Annotated in this window: 14 protein-coding genes and 1 tRNA gene; 7 read left to right on the forward strand and 8 right to left on the reverse strand. The window is 56.8% G+C overall.

Annotated features, from left to right (window positions below; all coding sequences use genetic code 11):
• Positions 1 to 39: 39 nt before the first annotated feature.
• The 3 genes from hisN to BUB72_RS10850 are packed head-to-tail and all read left to right on the forward strand — an operon-like array spanning position 40 to position 2,686.
• Positions 40 to 837, forward strand: coding sequence for a histidinol-phosphatase (hisN, locus tag BUB72_RS10840; protein ID WP_073143712.1), 798 nt, complete (start codon positions 40 to 42; stop codon positions 835 to 837).
• Positions 830 to 2,173, forward strand: coding sequence for an 8-oxoguanine deaminase (locus tag BUB72_RS10845; protein ID WP_073143713.1), 1,344 nt, complete (start codon positions 830 to 832; stop codon positions 2,171 to 2,173). The genes hisN and BUB72_RS10845 overlap by 8 nt, the downstream gene beginning before the upstream one ends.
• A gap of 18 nt (positions 2,174 to 2,191) precedes the next feature.
• Positions 2,192 to 2,686 carry a CAP domain-containing protein gene (locus BUB72_RS10850; protein WP_245814801.1) on the forward strand — a complete coding sequence of 165 codons (495 nt, stop codon included), beginning with the start codon at positions 2,192 to 2,194 and terminating at the stop codon, positions 2,684 to 2,686.
• Between the two features lie 34 nt (positions 2,687 to 2,720).
• On the opposite strand, the gene guaD is transcribed toward BUB72_RS10850, so the two are convergent.
• Complete coding sequence (guaD, locus tag BUB72_RS10855; protein WP_073143714.1) at positions 2,721 to 4,013, reverse strand: guanine deaminase; 1,293 nt, start codon at positions 4,011 to 4,013, stop codon at positions 2,721 to 2,723.
• Between the two features lie 114 nt (positions 4,014 to 4,127).
• Here guaD and mgtE point away from each other — a divergent pair, with 114 nt between their 5' ends.
• Positions 4,128 to 5,513, forward strand: coding sequence for a magnesium transporter (gene mgtE / locus BUB72_RS10860; RefSeq protein ID WP_073143715.1), 1,386 nt, complete (start codon positions 4,128 to 4,130; stop codon positions 5,511 to 5,513).
• Here mgtE and BUB72_RS10865 read toward each other — a convergent pair.
• Complete coding sequence (locus BUB72_RS10865) at positions 5,510 to 7,978, reverse strand: hypothetical protein (RefSeq protein ID WP_175549150.1); 2,469 nt, start codon at positions 7,976 to 7,978, stop codon at positions 5,510 to 5,512. The genes mgtE and BUB72_RS10865 overlap by 4 nt on opposite strands.
• Positions 7,979 to 8,299: 321 nt before the next feature.
• Positions 8,300 to 9,592, reverse strand: coding sequence for an O-acetylhomoserine aminocarboxypropyltransferase/cysteine synthase family protein (locus BUB72_RS10880; protein ID WP_073143719.1), 1,293 nt, complete (start codon positions 9,590 to 9,592; stop codon positions 8,300 to 8,302).
• Between the two features lie 80 nt (positions 9,593 to 9,672).
• Here BUB72_RS10880 and BUB72_RS10885 point away from each other — a divergent pair, with 80 nt between their 5' ends.
• Positions 9,673 to 10,086, forward strand: coding sequence for a VOC family protein (locus BUB72_RS10885; RefSeq protein WP_073143720.1), 414 nt, complete (start codon positions 9,673 to 9,675; stop codon positions 10,084 to 10,086).
• 5 nt (positions 10,087 to 10,091) lie between these two features.
• On the opposite strand, the gene BUB72_RS10890 is transcribed toward BUB72_RS10885, so the two are convergent.
• The 3 genes from BUB72_RS10890 to rlmB form a co-directional block, all read right to left on the reverse strand.
• Positions 10,092 to 10,565 (reverse strand): CoA-binding protein, encoded by a 474-nt coding sequence (locus BUB72_RS10890; RefSeq protein ID WP_073143721.1) that lies wholly within the window; start codon positions 10,563 to 10,565, stop codon positions 10,092 to 10,094.
• Positions 10,566 to 10,750: 185 nt separating this feature from the next.
• A complete protein-coding gene (locus BUB72_RS19090; protein WP_245814802.1) occupies positions 10,751 to 10,909 on the reverse strand; it encodes a hypothetical protein in 159 nt (52 codons plus the stop codon).
• A gap of 128 nt (positions 10,910 to 11,037) precedes the next feature.
• Positions 11,038 to 11,814 (reverse strand): 23S rRNA (guanosine(2251)-2'-O)-methyltransferase RlmB, encoded by a 777-nt coding sequence (gene rlmB, locus BUB72_RS10900; protein ID WP_073143750.1) that lies wholly within the window; start codon positions 11,812 to 11,814, stop codon positions 11,038 to 11,040.
• Positions 11,815 to 11,908: 94 nt separating this feature from the next.
• Here rlmB and BUB72_RS18835 point away from each other — a divergent pair.
• Together BUB72_RS18835 and BUB72_RS10905 are read left to right on the forward strand one after the other, a co-directional pair.
• A tRNA-Tyr gene (locus BUB72_RS18835) sits at positions 11,909 to 11,992 on the forward strand.
• A gap of 93 nt (positions 11,993 to 12,085) precedes the next feature.
• A complete protein-coding gene (locus BUB72_RS10905; protein WP_175549151.1) occupies positions 12,086 to 13,528 on the forward strand; it encodes a phage integrase SAM-like domain-containing protein in 1,443 nt (480 codons plus the stop codon).
• 76 nt (positions 13,529 to 13,604) lie between these two features.
• Here the strand turns inward: BUB72_RS10905 and BUB72_RS10910 are convergent, their stop codons facing one another.
• Both BUB72_RS10910 and BUB72_RS10915 read right to left on the reverse strand, forming a co-directional pair.
• Positions 13,605 to 14,777, reverse strand: coding sequence for a GIY-YIG nuclease family protein (locus BUB72_RS10910; RefSeq protein ID WP_073143724.1), 1,173 nt, complete (start codon positions 14,775 to 14,777; stop codon positions 13,605 to 13,607).
• Positions 14,770 to 15,708, reverse strand: a complete 939-nt coding sequence (locus BUB72_RS10915; protein ID WP_245814803.1) for a DEAD/DEAH box helicase — start codon at positions 15,706 to 15,708, stop codon at positions 14,770 to 14,772. The genes BUB72_RS10910 and BUB72_RS10915 overlap by 8 nt, the downstream gene beginning before the upstream one ends.
• Positions 15,709 to 15,844 lie beyond the last annotated feature (136 nt).

A 15,844-nucleotide genomic window follows, 5' to 3' on the forward strand; every position in this document is an offset into this window, starting at 1 on the left:
CAAGGGTAGCATCAAAAAGCTACGCAGTACGGGGCCGGAATGGACGAGACGTTACAAATTGAGCTGGTGGCTCTTGCACACAAGCTGGCCGATGCCGCGCGCATAGAGACCCTGCGCTATTTTCGTGGTGGCGGCTTGCAGACATCTAGCAAGCTCACCGACGGTTTCGACCCTGTGACGGTTGCTGACCGCGCGGCAGAACAGGCCATGCGCCAACTGATCGAGGCAGAGCGCCCCGAGGATGGAATTCTAGGCGAAGAGTTGGGCAACAAAGCCAGCACATCAGGTCTAACCTGGGTGCTCGACCCGATCGACGGGACTCGCGGGTACATCTCTGGAACCCCGACTTGGGGCACATTGATTGGCTTGCACGACGGGAAAAGCGTCGTCATGGGATTGGTTGATCAGCCCTATATCGGAGAGCGCTTTATTGGCGGGCTTGGGCAGGCACATTTTTCCGGCCCCCATGGGACGGGCATTTTGCAAACCTCGGCGGTCAACGAACTTCAGCAGGCGACTATATTCACGACATTCCCCGAGGTCGGAACCGCGTCCGATGCAAAGGGATTTCAAGACCTCTCAGGGCAATGCCAACTGGCGCGATATGGCATGGATTGCTACGCCTATGCGCTGCTTGCAATCGGGCAAATCGACTTGGTGGTCGAAGCGGGGCTGGCCACTTACGATATTCAAGGACCGCTTGGCGTGGTCGAGGCCGCCGGAGGAGTTGTGACCAATTGGCAAGGTGGGCCTGCCGATCAGGGCGGTCAGGTGATTGCCGCGGCCAATTCCGAACTCCATGCCAAGGCGCTTAAAGTGTTAGCCGACTATGCCTGAATTACTGATCAAGAACGCCCATACAATCCTAACCATGGATGATGCGCGTCGCGAGTTGCGCGGCGCAGATGTGTTGATCCGGAATGGTGAAATCGTTGAAACGGGGCAGGAGCTTACGACTGTTGGACGAACAATCACTGCCGATGGTTGCGTCGTCACCCCGGGGTTGGTCAATACGCACCACCATCTCTACCAGACCCTGACCCGCGCCGTGCCAGGCGGTCAGAACGCGTTGTTGTTCGGGTGGCTGCAAACGCTTTACCCGATCTGGTCGCATTTCGGGCCGCAGGAAATGTTCACCTCCGCTCAAGTCGGACTGGCGGAACTGGCCTTGTCGGGCTGCACCATGACATCTGATCATCTGTACCTGTTTCCGAACGGGTCGACTTTGGACGATACAATCGCGGCTGCGTTTGAAGTCGGGCTTCGCTTCCATCCGACACGTGGTGCGATGAGCATTGGCGAAGGTGACGGCGGCCTGCCCCCCGACGCGCTGGTCGAAGCGGAACGCTCTATTCTGGAGGACAGCATTCGCGTCGTCGACCGGTTTCATGACCCGCGACCAGAGGCGATGGTGCGTGTAGGTCTTGCACCTTGCTCACCTTTCTCGGTGAGCCGCGAGTTGATGCGCGATGCGGCCCTTCTGGCCCGTGACAAAGGTGTGATGCTGCATACCCATTTGGCGGAGAATGACGAGGACATTGCATACAGCCTCGAGAAATTTGGCTGCCGTCCGGGGCAATACGCCGAAGACCTTGGGTGGGTTGGCGAAGATGTCTGGCACGCACATTGTGTGAAACTCGACAGTACGGAGATTGATCTTTTCGCGCGCACCCGCACTGGTGTTGCGCATTGCCCATGCTCCAACTGCCGCCTTGGTTCTGGCATCGCCCCGGTTCGCAAGATGCGCGATGCGGGCGTTCGGATAGGGCTGGGTGTCGATGGCTCTGCGTCCAACGATGCTGGCAACCTGATCGGCGAGGCACGTCAGGCCATGTTGTTGCAACGGGTCGCGTGTGGGGCGGATGCCATGTCAGCGCGCGAGGCCTTGGAAATTGCCACGCGAGGTGGCGCGCAGGTACTTGGTCGTGGGGCGGAATGTGGGCAAATTCGTCAAGGCTTCCGTGCGGATATTGCGATTTGGGACGTTTCAGGCGTGGAAAGCGCGGGCTCTTGGGATCCGGCTGCATTGCTGCTGGCCGGTCCGACGCGCGTCCGCGATCTGATCGTCGAAGGGCGCGAAATCATCCGTGATGGCCAGTTTGAGAATTTCGACCTTGCTGCTACCGTGGCAAAACAAAATGTTCTGGCACAAAAGCTGGCAGAGAGAATTTGATCTAAGAGGGTGAAAAGTATGCTCAGGATGTTCGGTACGACCGCGCTAGCAATCGCGTTTCTGACAGCGTGCACCCCAGATGACCCTGTCGCGTCATCCCCAACTGTAGCCACGCCTGTCACCTCAGATGCGACTGCGGTCTCGCGTGCGGATGTGGGGGTCCTGTTGAACACGGAGCGGGCAAAGAACGGCCTTCCACCTTTAAGCCCGAACCCGAAACTTGCCGCTGCCGCACGTGCGCATGCTCAGGATATGGCACGGAGCGGGTTCTTCGACCATGTCGGGTCCGACAAATCCAAGCCATCCCAACGGGTTCGCGCCCAAGGCTACAGCTATTGCTTTGTGGCTGAAAACATCGCCCAAGGTTGGAAAACACCGGAGCAGGTCATGCAAGGTTGGATGGACAGCCCAGGTCATCGCCGCAACAACCTGTCGTCAAAGCCTAGTGAATACGGGGCCGCACGGGCTGAGGGTGATTATTGGGTTCTGGTTTTCGGGCGGTCCGGTTGCTGAGGAAACCACCAAAACAGGTTTACTAACAAACGGTTTAACGCGCGAGCGATCCGCCTACCCAGACCGCTTTCGTCGCTCGGTCATCGCCCATCATGATTGTCGGGAAGACGGCCTCCCAGATATCTTCTGCACGCTGACTGCGCTGTGCAATTGCAGGCGTGGAAGATAGGTCCAACACGACCAGATCAGCCTCCATTCCAACCGCAAGATTGCCGATTTTATCGCTGAGGTGCAGCACATCCGCAGACCCGCATGTGGCCAGCCACATCAATTGCGCGGGGTGTAACGGCTGGCCTTTCAACTGGCTTAACTCATAGGCCGCAGCCATGGTGCGCAGCATTGAGAACGACGACCCGCCACCGGTATCTGTTGCTAAACCAACGCGTTGTCCCTCGGCCTTCATCCGTGCGGTTTCAAAAATGCCTGAACCGATGAACGTGTTCGATGTCGGGCAATGCACCAGCCCTGCACCGACTTCTTTAATACGGGATTGTTCGCGTTCGGTCAGGTGGATGGCATGGCCGAAGACCGCGCGCTCCCCTAAAAGCCCGTGGGTCTCATAGGTGTCGAGATAGTCGCGGGCATCGGGAAACAACTCCGAAACCCACGCGATTTCTTCGTGCTGCTCCGAGATATGTGTCTGCATCAGGCATTCAGGATTCTCTACCCACAGCGCACCGAGGGCAGACAGTTGTTCAGATGTCGAAGTGGGGGAAAAGCGGGGTGTGATGACGTAACCAAGACGATCGATATCGTGCCATTTTTCAAGCAGCGCTTTGCTGTCGTCATAGGCGCTTTGCGCCGTGTCACGCAGGTTGTCGGGCGCATTGCGGTCCATGCAAGTCTTGCCAGCTAACGCACGGAGCCCGCGCGATTGGGCTTCGGTGAAATAGGCGTCGACGCTGGATGGATGGATCGTTGCGTAACTGAGCGATGTTGTCGTCCCGTTTGCCATGGCCAGATCGAAATAGCGCTCTGCGATCTCGCGGGCATAGGCCGGATCGGCCAGCCGCGCCTCTTCAGGGAAAGTGTAGCTGTTGAGCCAGTCGATGAGACGTTTGCCCCAGCTCGCGATGATGCCGGTTTGCGGGTAGTGCAGATGTGCATCTACGAAACCGGCCATAATCAACCCGTCACCATAGTCCGTCACTTTGGCATCTACGGGTTGTGAGATTTCCTCAGCCGGACCGACCGCAAGAACTTTGCCATCGCCAATGACAACGGCACCTCGGCGTTCAAACCTCACTGCATCTTCGAGGGGGGTCAGAAACGGATCGCCAGAAAAACTCAGCGTCTGGCCCAGAAGGATATGTGTCGGTGTGCGCATACCTATTGTGGTAACGCGCCCAATCTCGGAAGTGAAATGAAGATTGCGGCTGTTGCTTGGACGTTGCCTTGGTTATGAAGACCTGATCGCAGTTTTAGCCACAGGATTCACATCATGGTCGATGATCTGACAGAGATGCCCGAGGTCACCGAAAGTGGATACAAGCTGGAACGCTCGGTCATTTCCGCCGTGTATGCTGCGATTGAAGCGATGGACACCAACGCCATCGACGCAGCGCTGGACCCGCTTCACCCTGCTGACATCGCCGACCTTTTGGAGCAAATCAGCTCCGGTGAGCGGCGTGCGCTTCTGGGTCTATGGTCGATGGGGATCGACGGCGAGGTCCTATCAGAACTTGATGAAAACCTGCGCGAAGAAGTCATTGGCTACCTTTCGGACGGGGTGCTGTCCGAAGCTGTTCGGGACATGGAGTCTGACGACGTTGTCGACCTTGTCGAGGACATGGAAGATGACCAACAGGAACGCATTCTAGGGGCGCTGGAGGACGTTGATCGCGTCGCTGTCGAGCGCGCTCTGAGCTACCCTGAATACTCCGCCGGTCGTCTTATGCAGCGCGAGCTGGTCGTGGCACCCGAGCACTGGAATGTGGGGCAGGCCATTGATTTTCTGCGCCGAGAAGATGACCTGCCGGACCAATTCTATCACATCATTCTCGTCGATCCCGGTTACCATCCAACTGGCTACGTGACTTTGGGAAAACTGCTGGGAAGCCCTCGCGCGGTTACGCTGAAAGCTATCATGGAAGACAGTTTTCGGACGATCCCGGTGACCCAGCCGGAAGAAGATGTGGCCTATGCTTTCAACCAGTATCACTTGATTTCGGCCCCTGTTGTCGACGAAGATGACAGGCTGGTCGGCGTCATTACGATTGACGACGCCATGATCGTTCTGGACGACGAGGCCGAAGAGGATATTTTGCGCCTTGCGGGTGTGAGCGGTGAGGAAAGCCTGTCGGACAGGACGCTGGAGACCGTTCGGCAGCGGCTACCCTGGCTTGGTGTAAACCTGTTCACAGCGATTTTGGCTAGCATGGTGATATCCCAATTCGAAGCGGTGCTGACGCAGATCGTTGCTTTGGCCGTGCTGATGCCGATTGTGGCTTCAATGGGCGGCAATGCTGGCACGCAGTCGCTGACCGTTGCCGTGCGCGCGATTGCGACGAAGGACCTTACAGGCTCGAACATGTGGCGTGTGGTCCGGCGTGAAGCCGTCGCAGGTTTGGTAAATGGGATCATCTTTGCGGTGATCATGGGGATCGTTGGTATCGTCTGGTTCGGCACGCCGTTGCTCGGGGCAGTGATCGCGGTTGCGATGGTGATCAACTTGGTTGTGGCGGCTTTAGCGGGAATTCTTATCCCGGTGGGTTTGGAGAAACTTGGCATCGACCCCGCACTCGCCTCCGGCGCGTTTGTGACGACGGTGACGGATGTGGTTGGCTTCTTCGCCTTCCTTGGGCTGGCCGCGGTTCTGCTCGTTTAGCCCTGCGGCATTTGCAGCGTCAGCGTGCGTCCACCTTTGGTATATTTAAGCTGACCTTCACCGATGGCCGCGACACGGCCTCCGTCGACCCTGTCGCCAATACCCACTTTCTTGAACCGGCCATTGGGCATTCGAACCAAGGCGCGACGGTTGGATGATGTCCCGAACACACCGACCAAGGCCACCTTACCAAGAGAAATGGCGTTGTTGTCGGTTGCAGCTCGCGCGACTGACGCGCGGGTGTTGCCAGTGGGTGCTGCGCGGCTGTTACGTGCGACCGCTGGTCCGTTCCCGCGCGAGATAGCGGCTGTGGATGCTGTGGCCGCTGGATTGCGTTCTTCCGAGGGCACCTTCCGCGCTCGAGCTACAACACGGGCAAAATTGCGTGGACGGCTGTTGGGGCGAAGCGACCGCGCGACGGCTTGAGCCGTGGGCCTGTCCAATTCTGCCTGAGCGGCGGCTTCCGCAGCAGCGCGCGCTTCAGCGTCCTGAGCATCGGTTGCAGCTTCTGCCAGCGCGCGGGCGATGGCGTCTGCGCGGGCTTTGGCCTGTGGCAACTCGGGACGGATTTGAGGGCGAATTGTTGCCAGCTCCGCACGGGAACGACCCCCTTGGGTCGCACGCTCAAACCGTTCTTGTAGATCGCCCGGCCGTTGCGTTGGCTTGAATCCAGCGAGAGGATTGTCGATCGAAACAGGAGCAACCTGTTCCACAACTTCTTCTTCACCGACAGGCGTTTCAGGCGCTAGCCCATCGGCGCGTTGACGTGGAACAACCGGCGGCTTGCCAGAGAATACCAAGATGCCATCAGGGTTCTCAGTCCCTTCCGGCGACGGTCGAACAAGACCGCGCGAGTCCAAGCTGAACAGAATGGATGCGGCCGGTGGTGAGGCGGGAATGTCGAATTCCAACGCCTGTGCCGTCGCATCGAAACTGGCCAAGGCCGGTGCATCCTCAAAGGCCAGATCAGGGTCGAGGGAGCTTTCATAAAGCTCGTCCAGATCCTCGCGCACGATTGCGGTTCGCAAATCAGGTGCCATCTGCCAGATGCCGGACACCGCATAGGCGGTCTCGGCCTCGGTTTGCGTCATCGATGGAAGGGCAAGAATTTCAGGCTCCGGCGTTTCTGACTCGGCGATTTCTTCTTCCGAAGGGATCGAGAAGACACTTCCCTCGGGTTGGTTCGGAAGGGACGCCAGCCGCTCGTCATCTTCAATCGTTGAACTTTGCGGTTGCGTCAGATCAGGGTCGATTTTTGCGATCTCAGGCGCGTCGCCTCCAAAGAACCGTGTGACTGCATTGTCGGGCAACAGATAAGAAGAGAACGCAGCAAATAGCAGCAGCACAAGGATCAGAATGCCTGTTAGGATCAATCCAAGGAAACGTGGTTTTCCAGCGGCCTGACGCGCGGCAAGTTCCGCAATCGGATCGGGCTTGGAGATGAGCGTGTCGGCAACTTCGCGGGCTTCCACGACCTTGGCCGATTTTTCTGCTGCGCTGCGTTTCGCGGCATTTTTCGCCCTCGTGCGCAGTGCCGCAACACCTTGCCCCAATCGCGATGGCGCCGTTTTTGCGGGCTTCGCTTTGGCGGGGGTGACGACGGGCGGTGGCACAATTGGAGGGGGGGCTTTTTTCTTTACCGCCTCACCGGTTTTAATGCGAGGCTCCACCTTTGGCGGCTTTTTAGGTGCAGGCGCTTTGCGCAGATCATCGGTTGGAATGGCGATGCGTGGGGCGCGCGAAGTGACAAGATCACCTTCGGAGCCCGTAGCTGGTCCTAAAACAGGTTTGCGACGCGATGAAAACGCCGCAGGTGGTGTCACGGGCAATGCGGGGTCGTTGGAAGGATTAGCGGCCGGGTCTTCAGGAACGGCTGGGTCTTCGTCTGGAAGCGTATCCTGGAGCTCGTCGTTTGAGGGCTTGCCAAGTGCAAGTTCAACCGTTTCATTCTCTGGCTCTGGCTCTGGCTCTGGCTCTGGCTCTGGCTCTGGCTCTGGCTCTGGCTCTGGCTCTGGCTCTGGCTCTGGCTCTGGCTCTGGCTCTGGCTCTGGCTCTGGCTCTGGCTCTGGGGCGGCTGCGACTTCAGACTCTGGTTCAGCATTCGGTGCCTCAAGCGCCGCAATGTCCTCGGGAGACAGAACCTTTATCGGGGCATCGCCGGTCGGGATATTCCCTTCGCCGGCAGACGGGAGCGACCCAAGGTTTGGCGCGCCATCAAAATGGGCCGGATCGGGGAGGGCGGTGAACCCCACCGCATTAAAACCATAGGGAGCAAGAAATCCCTCGGCCTCTTCCAGCGTTTCACGGGCGACAGCAACGACCTGAACTTCAGGAGCCTCACTGGAAATGTCGTAATTCAATTGCGCTGCAGTATAGGGCGTGCGCTCTTCCAAGGCCTCCTCAACGCTGGCCGTAACGTCACCCTCAACGGTGATCGTCGCGTAAAGCAGCTGCGAGGGTGGCAATATCAGTCTTGTAGAAAACCCGGGCCCTTCAATTGCTTCCGCCTTGTCTCGCAAGCTGGCAAGGGCCGCCCCAAGATCTGCACTATCCAAAGCAGCTTCACCAACCTTAACCCAGCCGGCACCGGAAGGGTGACGGTGTAAAAGGACGATACCGTCCTCTGATAGATTGAGGGCAAAATTTGGTGTCATACGACGCGAGCCATCTCGTCAGTTATCCTGCGGTATCAGCGGCAAAAGCCCTGATAGGCCAAGGATATATCACATTGGAGGCGGAAGAAAGTTAAACCGCCCCCGCGTGCACAACGCAGGGGCGGAAAGGTATCAGGCAGTTGCTTTTGCCAATGCCTGATCAAGATCAGCGATAAGGTCTTCGACGTTCTCGGTGCCAATTGAGACCCGCACCATGTTTGCTGCAGCCCCTGCCGCAGCTTGCTGTTCTTCGGTCAATTGACGGTGGGTCGTGGAGGCCGAGTGGATGATCAAGGAGCGCGTGTCGCCCAAGTTCGCCACGTGAGAGAAAATCTCGAGGCTGTCGACGAGCTTGACGCAGGCGTCGTATCCGCCTTTGACCGCGAAGGTGAACAAGCCGCTCGCCCCTTTTGGGCAAACCTTTTTAGCCAGCGCATGGTAGGGCGATGACTTCAGGCCCGCATAGGTCACCGCATCAATCCGTGGATCGTTTTCAAGCCACTCGGCGATCTTCTCGGCGTTGTAGACATGGCGCTCCATCCGCAAGGAAAGCGTCTCGACGCCCATTAATGTGTAATGCGCGGCTTGCGGGTTCATGGTCATGCCCAAGTCACGCAGCCCGATAGCAATGCCGTGGAAGGTGAAGGCGAGCGGCCCGAAGGTCTCTGCAAACTTGAGGCCGTGATAGGCGGGTTCCGGCTGAGACAGGGACGGGAATTTGTCCGATGCGGTCCAGTCGAATTTGCCGCTGTCCACCACGCAGCCACCGGTAACCGTACCGTTGCCGGTCAGGTACTTGGTGGTCGAGTGAACAACCAAAGTCGCGCCCAGTTTAATAGGGTTGCACAGGTATGGCGTGGCCGTGGTGTTGTCGATGATCAGGGGAACGCCAGCCGCGTCAGCGATGTCAGCGACGGCGCGCACATCCATAACATGACCCCCGGGGTTGGCGATGGCCTCGCCAAAGATCGCGCGGGTGTTATCGTCCACAGCGGCCTTTACGGCATCGAGGTCGTCAATGTCCACGAACTTGGCTTCCCAGCCAAAGCGTTTGATTGTTTGCGAGAACTGCGTGACCGAGCCGCCATACAGACGCGTCGATACTACAATATTGCAGCCGGGTTGCATCAGCGGGAACAGCGCCATGATTTGCGCCGCGTGGCCGGACGAGCAGCAGACTGCGCCAACGCCGCCCTCAAGGGTCGCGATACGTTCTTGCAAAACGGCGACCGTCGGGTTGGTCAGGCGGGAGTAGATGTAGCCGACCTCTTGTAGGTTAAACAACGCCGCCGCGTGCTCGGCGTCGCGGAACACATAAGCGGTGGTTTGATAGATTGGCGTCTGGCGCGCGCCGGTTGCTGGGTCCGGACGGGCACCCGCATGTATCTGCAGTGTGTCGAAGCCGTAGTTTGCTGTGTCAGACATTTGTGTCTCCCTGAGAAAAATTGTTGTTGTGGACACTAGTGGGTTGGCAGACCTGCTACAATGGTATGTAAATCAACATCATGTTGACGCCATTTCATCTCGCCTACCACGTAACCGACCTTGATGAGGCCCGCGCATTCTATGGCGGGCTTCTAGGCTGCGCCGAGGGGCGTTCGACAGACACGTGGGTGGATTTTGATTTCTTCGGGCACCAACTCTCGCTGCATTTGGGGACGCCTTTTGCAAATGATCTGACCGGTAAGGTCGGGGATCACATGGTGCCTATGCCGCATCTGGGGTTGGTGCTGGTCTATGACGACTGGCGTGACTTGGCAGACCGGTTGGAAGACGCGGGCACCGATTGGGTTCTGGCCCCATCGGTGAGGTTTGAAGGCGAGCCGGGCGAGCAGTGGACGATGTTTTTCCGCGATCCGTCCGGAAATCCCATAGAGATCAAAGGATTTCGTGATCTGTCAGGCGTGTTCGCAGGCTAGCTCGCTTACAATTTCGAAGAGATGACGCCGGTATTGAACCCGCCCATGCGGAGTTCCCCAAAGAGCCGCTGATATTCGATTTTCGGGCAACGGTCCTGAATGACGACTTTTCCGGCGGCCTCGGCATGTTCAGTGGCCTCTGGGTGAAAAACCCCGATTTGCATCCAGATGGTTCTGAGCTGGGGCAATACGTCGAGCGCCTCGTCCACGATAGGAGGGACGGCGTCGGGTCTTCGAAAAATGTCGACCATGTCGACTTGTGCGGTGTGCGGGATGTCGGACAAACTCGCCGCGATTGTCTGCCCGAATAGCATTTTCCCAGCGTGTCCGGGGTTCACACCAATTACGGTATAGCCCTTGAGCGTCAGATAGCGGGCGACATAATAACTGGGGCGCACGGGGTTGGTGGAAACCCCGACGCAAGCAATCACCTTGGTGGTCTTCAATATCTGGCTCAGATGTGCATCGGTATAGTCCATGGCTGATTTATGAAACCCGAACGGGTGTCAGACAAGCCATAAAAAAGCGCCCATGGCGGGGGGGCCACGGGCGCAGTCACGGAACGAGGGACAGTGTTATTGGGCACGCAGTTCCGTTGCTGTGCCCATGATCAATAGGTGGGGTGTCTGGCTTCGGTTTTCCAGAATTCTTACAAAAACGTGAACTAGTCGAAGATATCCTCGACCTCGTCCCAAACTTCTTCCAAGGCGCGACGCCATAGCGGCTTGCGAGGTTTCCGTTTGCGGGACCGCTTGAACTCGTTGGACTGCGGCAACGCAGAAGGCTTTTGCGGCTTTCGCGCTGGCGCTTTGAGCCACTTCATTTCGTGCAAGGGAGCGCCGCAACTTCCACAAGCCAATTCGCGGCCACCACGCGCAGTAGGCTTCAACATCGTACGACGACTGCAATAACAACAGGTGGCAATCTTGATATTGGGGCGCATTGGTCCTCTTAGGTCGGGCGTCCCACTGCATATAGGGAGACCGCCGCCGCATTCGAGACATTGAGCGAGCCAAACTTACCCGCTGGATCGATTCTGGCCAATCTGTCGCAGGTTTCCTTGGTTTTGTCGCGCAGGCCCGGACCTTCAGCACCAAGAACAAGGGCAATCGGCTGGTCTTGCGGAATGTCTTCCAGCGTGGTGTCGCCCGTCGCATCTAGCCCGACCAAAAGATAGCCCATCTCGCGCAGGGCCTCCATTGTTGTGGCAAGGTTCTTGATGCGCAAATAGGGTTGGCGCTCTAGTGAGCCAGATGCGGTTTTTGCCAAGGCCCCTGTTTCGGGTGCCGAATGGCGGTGCGGCGCAATCACAGCACGAGCCCCGAAAACTTCGGCGGATCGCAGAATTGCACCGACATTGTGAGGATCGGTCACGCGGTCCAACAGGACCACGCGGGAGTTCTGACCGCGCGGTGCGCAGAGACTGGTGAGGTTCCCCCAGTCGAGAGGTTTGACCTCAAGCGCTGCCCCTTGGTGGACGGACTGCGGATCAATCGGTGCCGCAAATTTACGCGGATCGCTGATTTCCGGTTCCATGCCGGACTTTGCAACATCTTCGGCCAAGCGGTCAGCCGCGTTCTTGGTCACAACAAGGCGCAAGCGGTCGCGCATCGGGTTGGACAGCGCGTCGCGCACGGCGTGGATACCGAACAGCCAAACGGTCTCTGCTGCTGCTGCGCGGCGGTCGCGCTCTTTCTGGACGACCCAAGTGGGTTTTTTCTGCTTCATAACGTGGTCTAGATCATCTGATGGAGAAAAGCGCAAGCGGCGGCGTGTTTTCATGTTGACGGGGCAGTGGATGACTAATATCCAGCGCCCCAGTGGGCGACAGGCCGCAAGGTGTGGCAGGAGACTGTAACTCTCTCGCGGAGACGCACGCCTGGTTCGATTCCAGGGTCGCCCACCATCACTACCAAATCATTGAAAATCTTTGCTTTACTGGATATACCTCCTGCTAGGAGGTCCGTTTCTGGACACATTTCGAAGGTTTCTGGACACAATGCCTGCACACACAGTCGATCATCTCAAAGTCAATGGTGGTCGTTTCTACTATCGCAGGCGTGTTCCGATCCGACATCAGAAGACCTTGGGGATCAAAAACTGGAACCGTCCCTGTGGAAAGGTATCATATCAACAGGCCGTTGTTCTCGTAACGGAGTGGGCTGCAAAGCATGATGCCATGATCGAAGCCTTGGATAACCCTGAGACCGCGATACAGGTCCGCCAAGAGACCGAGGCGGATATGATGGCACCTCTTGTGGCTGGCATGGTGAAAGCCCAGAGAGCAGGCTCCCTGCCCCCATCGTTTGATCCATTGGATGCAGCACGTGCAGGATACGAAGCGGCCTCCACCAACCCGAAATTTGATGATCAGGACCGACTAGTCCGTTTTCGTGCCATCCTTGAAGCTTCGTTCGGCTCACATGTTGCCCCTCCTAATGATCCCGATGAACGTGATGAGTTCGATCTGGTGAAGCGGAAACTGGAACGGCGGATCACTGAATTAGGTGGCAACCCCAACACGATCACTGCGATGTCCGAGGCTTACTTCAAAAACAACCAAATAAAGCCAGAAGTGCGGAACAAATATCGCCGTGTGATCAAGCGTCTAATAGCACAGGTGGGTGACATTCCACTCGATCACTTGAACGAAGATCGCCTCCGTGAGTTCCGAGATGCCCAACGCGACACGAACAAAGCCAGTGCGATCCAATCACTGTTCACGCCCATCAGAGGCATGTTCAAATACGCAGTTGGCGAAGGGAAGATATCCTATAACCCTATGCCATCAGTGGTGCTGAAACCTGAGAAACGTTCTACTCAGATGATAAAAACGAAACCGTTTTCACCTTCGGAAGTGCGGCGCATCTTTGCGGCAATGGACGAAGTGTGGGGATCACCGTTACGTGGAATGGCTGATGAGCGCCGAGTGGCGATCCATATGGTTTGTCGAGTGCTAGCATTCACAGCTTTGAGGCCTAAAGAGGTCCTTCATCTGCGTCCTGAGAATGTAAGCGATAAAAGCCTAGTTGTGATCGGCTCTAAGACTGACGGGTCGGATCGATCAATACCACTACATCCCGAAATATCCGACTTTCCAGCGTTTTTCCACGCTGGTGGTTTCAATACATTCTTATCACAGAAAAAGGATCGGGCGCAGACAGTGCGGGCGAACTTCATCAAACTTATCAGAGTGAAGATGGACCCCCCTATCATCCATGAAAAGAAGGTGCTTTACTCATGGAGGACAACATTCAGCAATGCCATGAGGCGGGCTGGTGCAGATAACGACATGCGTCGTTCGATTTTGGGCCACAAGATTGCGGGTTCACTGGCACATTACGATGATGGCCCAGAGTTCTTCAAGAAACGGAAGTGGATCAAGTTGTCCGATCCTAGAATTGATTACCCTGATCCTGGGGAAGACGATGATCTGGACTGACTTTGAACTGCAAAGCAGGCATGTTCGACTGCATCGGATAACTAAAGGTGGTTGTGTTTAGTAGTGACATTTAAGGCTATTTCAGGGACGCCGTTGAAGGATCATATGCCACGCCCTTAATCGTCCCGTCCCTGATCCGCTCCACAGCCTCGTCGATGGCAAACAGAGGCACCAAGAACCATTCACGTGGTGTGACGGGATGCCCGAAGCGGTCCTTGATCTCGATGTCCAGCCGCGCCGCCTCAAAGATGCGGTGCAACAGGTTCTCCAGCTTCACACGGTTGATGTTGTAAAGCTCATAGGTCGTAACGATCTCTACATCGGCCATCAGGAACGTCGGGTCTAGCTTGGCAGTGCTTATCCGTGTCTTCACACTTCCCCCTGTGACGCCAATCTTATGGAGTAGATCGCGGTTATGCGCCACAACTGGCAGGTCAGACTTGCTACGGAGGACGTAGATGATCCCACTGGCCTCATCGCCATCCACGGTCGCGTCAGAGAACAACGGGCCTGCATTCGGGTCAGTAATGCGCCTACTTGCGTCATCCTTGTGGAGTGCGCGTTGCAATGATCGCATCAACAAATTGCTTTCTGTGCCGTTGTCAAAGATGACGCGCAGCCGTGCGTCGGTGCGGCTCTGAGCATTCAGATAGACTTCGCCCATCTCAGCAACGTATGCCTTCTGGCCACTCACGATGAACATGCTCCCAACCTGAATTTCGGCTTTCAACTCAAAGGGGCGCGTTGCCCGAACACCAGCATCCAACTCGGCTTGCACCTGTTCGAACAACGGTTTGAATTTGTCGAAGTCAGCACAGGCTTCTCGGTTGGCGACTTCTTCTGCTGCCCTCTTCTCAGCAACGGGACGCACGTGGCGAAGGTCCGTGATGTCATGTGCCGCATCTTCGAGGTCTTCCAGATCAGAGGCCAGTGCGTCCAGATCGATGTCATCGTCATCTTCGGCCCCAGCAGGTGCCGCTCCGCACAGGATGCCCTGACGGTCCATCTCTTCAAGAAGCGCACGGTATTCAACATTTGCAGCCAACCGTTCCAGACGCACCGCATACAATCGTTCAAAGATATCGTAGTCGGCCCCGTGACGAGGTGGATGCCCCGCCGTATCAACGAAGCGTTGGATATCCTCAAACCCCGCAATAATCCGTTCTTCAACAGCAGACCGTGCAACGGGCTTCTTCTCGATATCAAACTCGGCCAGATCATCGGCCAGTGCATCTAGGTCATCACTCATATTTGCCCTCCTTGCGGAAACGCATGAATGCCGTGGCACCTTCGGCCATCAGGCGTTCATACGGGTCCGTCGCGGTCAGGGATGGTGAGCGCCCCATGTCTTTCTTAAACTTGCTGGCACGTTTGGCCCACGTAACAGCCTCATCAGGTGTGACTGGGTTTCGTTTGGCTGCGATGACAGAAGCAACCTGTTTCAGGCTGTCCTCGTCCATTGACTTGGCAAGGATTGAATAGGCTTCGCCGAACGGATTGATCGCATCGATCAGATCAATGTCCAGATCACGAACACTTAGTGCAAACTTTCGCACACCGTCGATCAGCGCGGTGTTGGCAGATGGTTCGTTGTCGTCACCATCGTTGCCAAGGACCGCTGCTTTGGCCCCCTGCGTGATGTTCAGGGCGGCTACAGCGCGTTGTCTGATCGCCTCAACGTCGTTCTCTTCCAGATCGGGGTAACGATCCTTTATGATCTTGCCCATCCGAACAACGGTAATCTCTTCAGGAACGAGTTCTTCGTCGAACAGGCCGCGTTCCTTGACCTGCTTGTCCTGCACGAAGGCCGTGATCACCTCGTTGATGTCCTCCTGACAAATGCGTTCCGCTTCTTTCGACTTGGGTTCGACCAGCCCCTTGATCTCGATCTGGAACTGCCCGCTGTCTTCGTTAAAGCCGACGTTGCTTTTCTCAGGGTCGTAGCCACCCTCACCGTATTCGAAGCCTTCTGTCGGCGTGGTGGATGTCAATTTCGGTGCGAAGTTGAACCGTGGCACCAACACCTGTTCCATCAATAGGCTGGCTGCGATGGCCTTCAGGGTATCGTTGATCGCCTCCGTGACAGCACCTTCAGAGGCATCTGGTTCTGCTATCAGGTTGGTAAAGCGGGAATGGGTCTTGCCTTTGGCGTCTCTCGTTGCCCTTCCGATGATCTGCACGATCTCTGTCAGGCTGGCACGGTAGCCTGAGGTGCCCCTAGATTTGTAGACGCTTTGCTTGGTAATTTTGGAACCAAGGAGAGATGGATATGAACAAAGGAATTCGGTTTACGGATGAGTTTAAGCGGGACGCTGT

This window comes from Litoreibacter ascidiaceicola (genome assembly GCF_900129235.1).
GTDB lineage: Bacteria > Pseudomonadota > Alphaproteobacteria > Rhodobacterales > Rhodobacteraceae > Litoreibacter > Litoreibacter ascidiaceicola.

Excerpts from the sequence above, each read along its gene's own strand:
- BUB72_RS10845 (WP_073143713.1), top strand. The coding sequence starts at position 830 with ATGCCTGAATTACTGATCAAGAACGCCCATACAATCCTAACCATGGAT.
- guaD (WP_073143714.1), bottom strand. The coding sequence starts at position 4,013 with ATGCGCACACCGACACATATCCTTCTGGGCCAGACGCTGAGTTTTTCT.
- BUB72_RS10910 (WP_073143724.1), bottom strand. The coding sequence starts at position 14,777 with ATGAGTGATGACCTAGATGCACTGGCCGATGATCTGGCCGAGTTTGAT.
- BUB72_RS10905 (WP_175549151.1), top strand. The coding sequence starts at position 12,086 with ATGCCTGCACACACAGTCGATCATCTCAAAGTCAATGGTGGTCGTTTC.
- BUB72_RS10885 (WP_073143720.1), top strand. The coding sequence starts at position 9,673 with ATGTTGACGCCATTTCATCTCGCCTACCACGTAACCGACCTTGATGAG.
- BUB72_RS19090 (WP_245814802.1), bottom strand. The coding sequence starts at position 10,909 with ATGAAGTGGCTCAAAGCGCCAGCGCGAAAGCCGCAAAAGCCTTCTGCG.
- BUB72_RS10890 (WP_073143721.1), bottom strand. The coding sequence starts at position 10,565 with ATGGACTATACCGATGCACATCTGAGCCAGATATTGAAGACCACCAAG.
- rlmB (WP_073143750.1), bottom strand. The coding sequence starts at position 11,814 with ATGAAGCAGAAAAAACCCACTTGGGTCGTCCAGAAAGAGCGCGACCGC.
- mgtE (WP_073143715.1), top strand. The coding sequence starts at position 4,128 with ATGGTCGATGATCTGACAGAGATGCCCGAGGTCACCGAAAGTGGATAC.
- BUB72_RS10850 (WP_245814801.1), top strand. The coding sequence starts at position 2,192 with ATGCTCAGGATGTTCGGTACGACCGCGCTAGCAATCGCGTTTCTGACA.
- BUB72_RS10880 (WP_073143719.1), bottom strand. The coding sequence starts at position 9,592 with ATGTCTGACACAGCAAACTACGGCTTCGACACACTGCAGATACATGCG.
- hisN (WP_073143712.1), top strand. The coding sequence starts at position 40 with ATGGACGAGACGTTACAAATTGAGCTGGTGGCTCTTGCACACAAGCTG.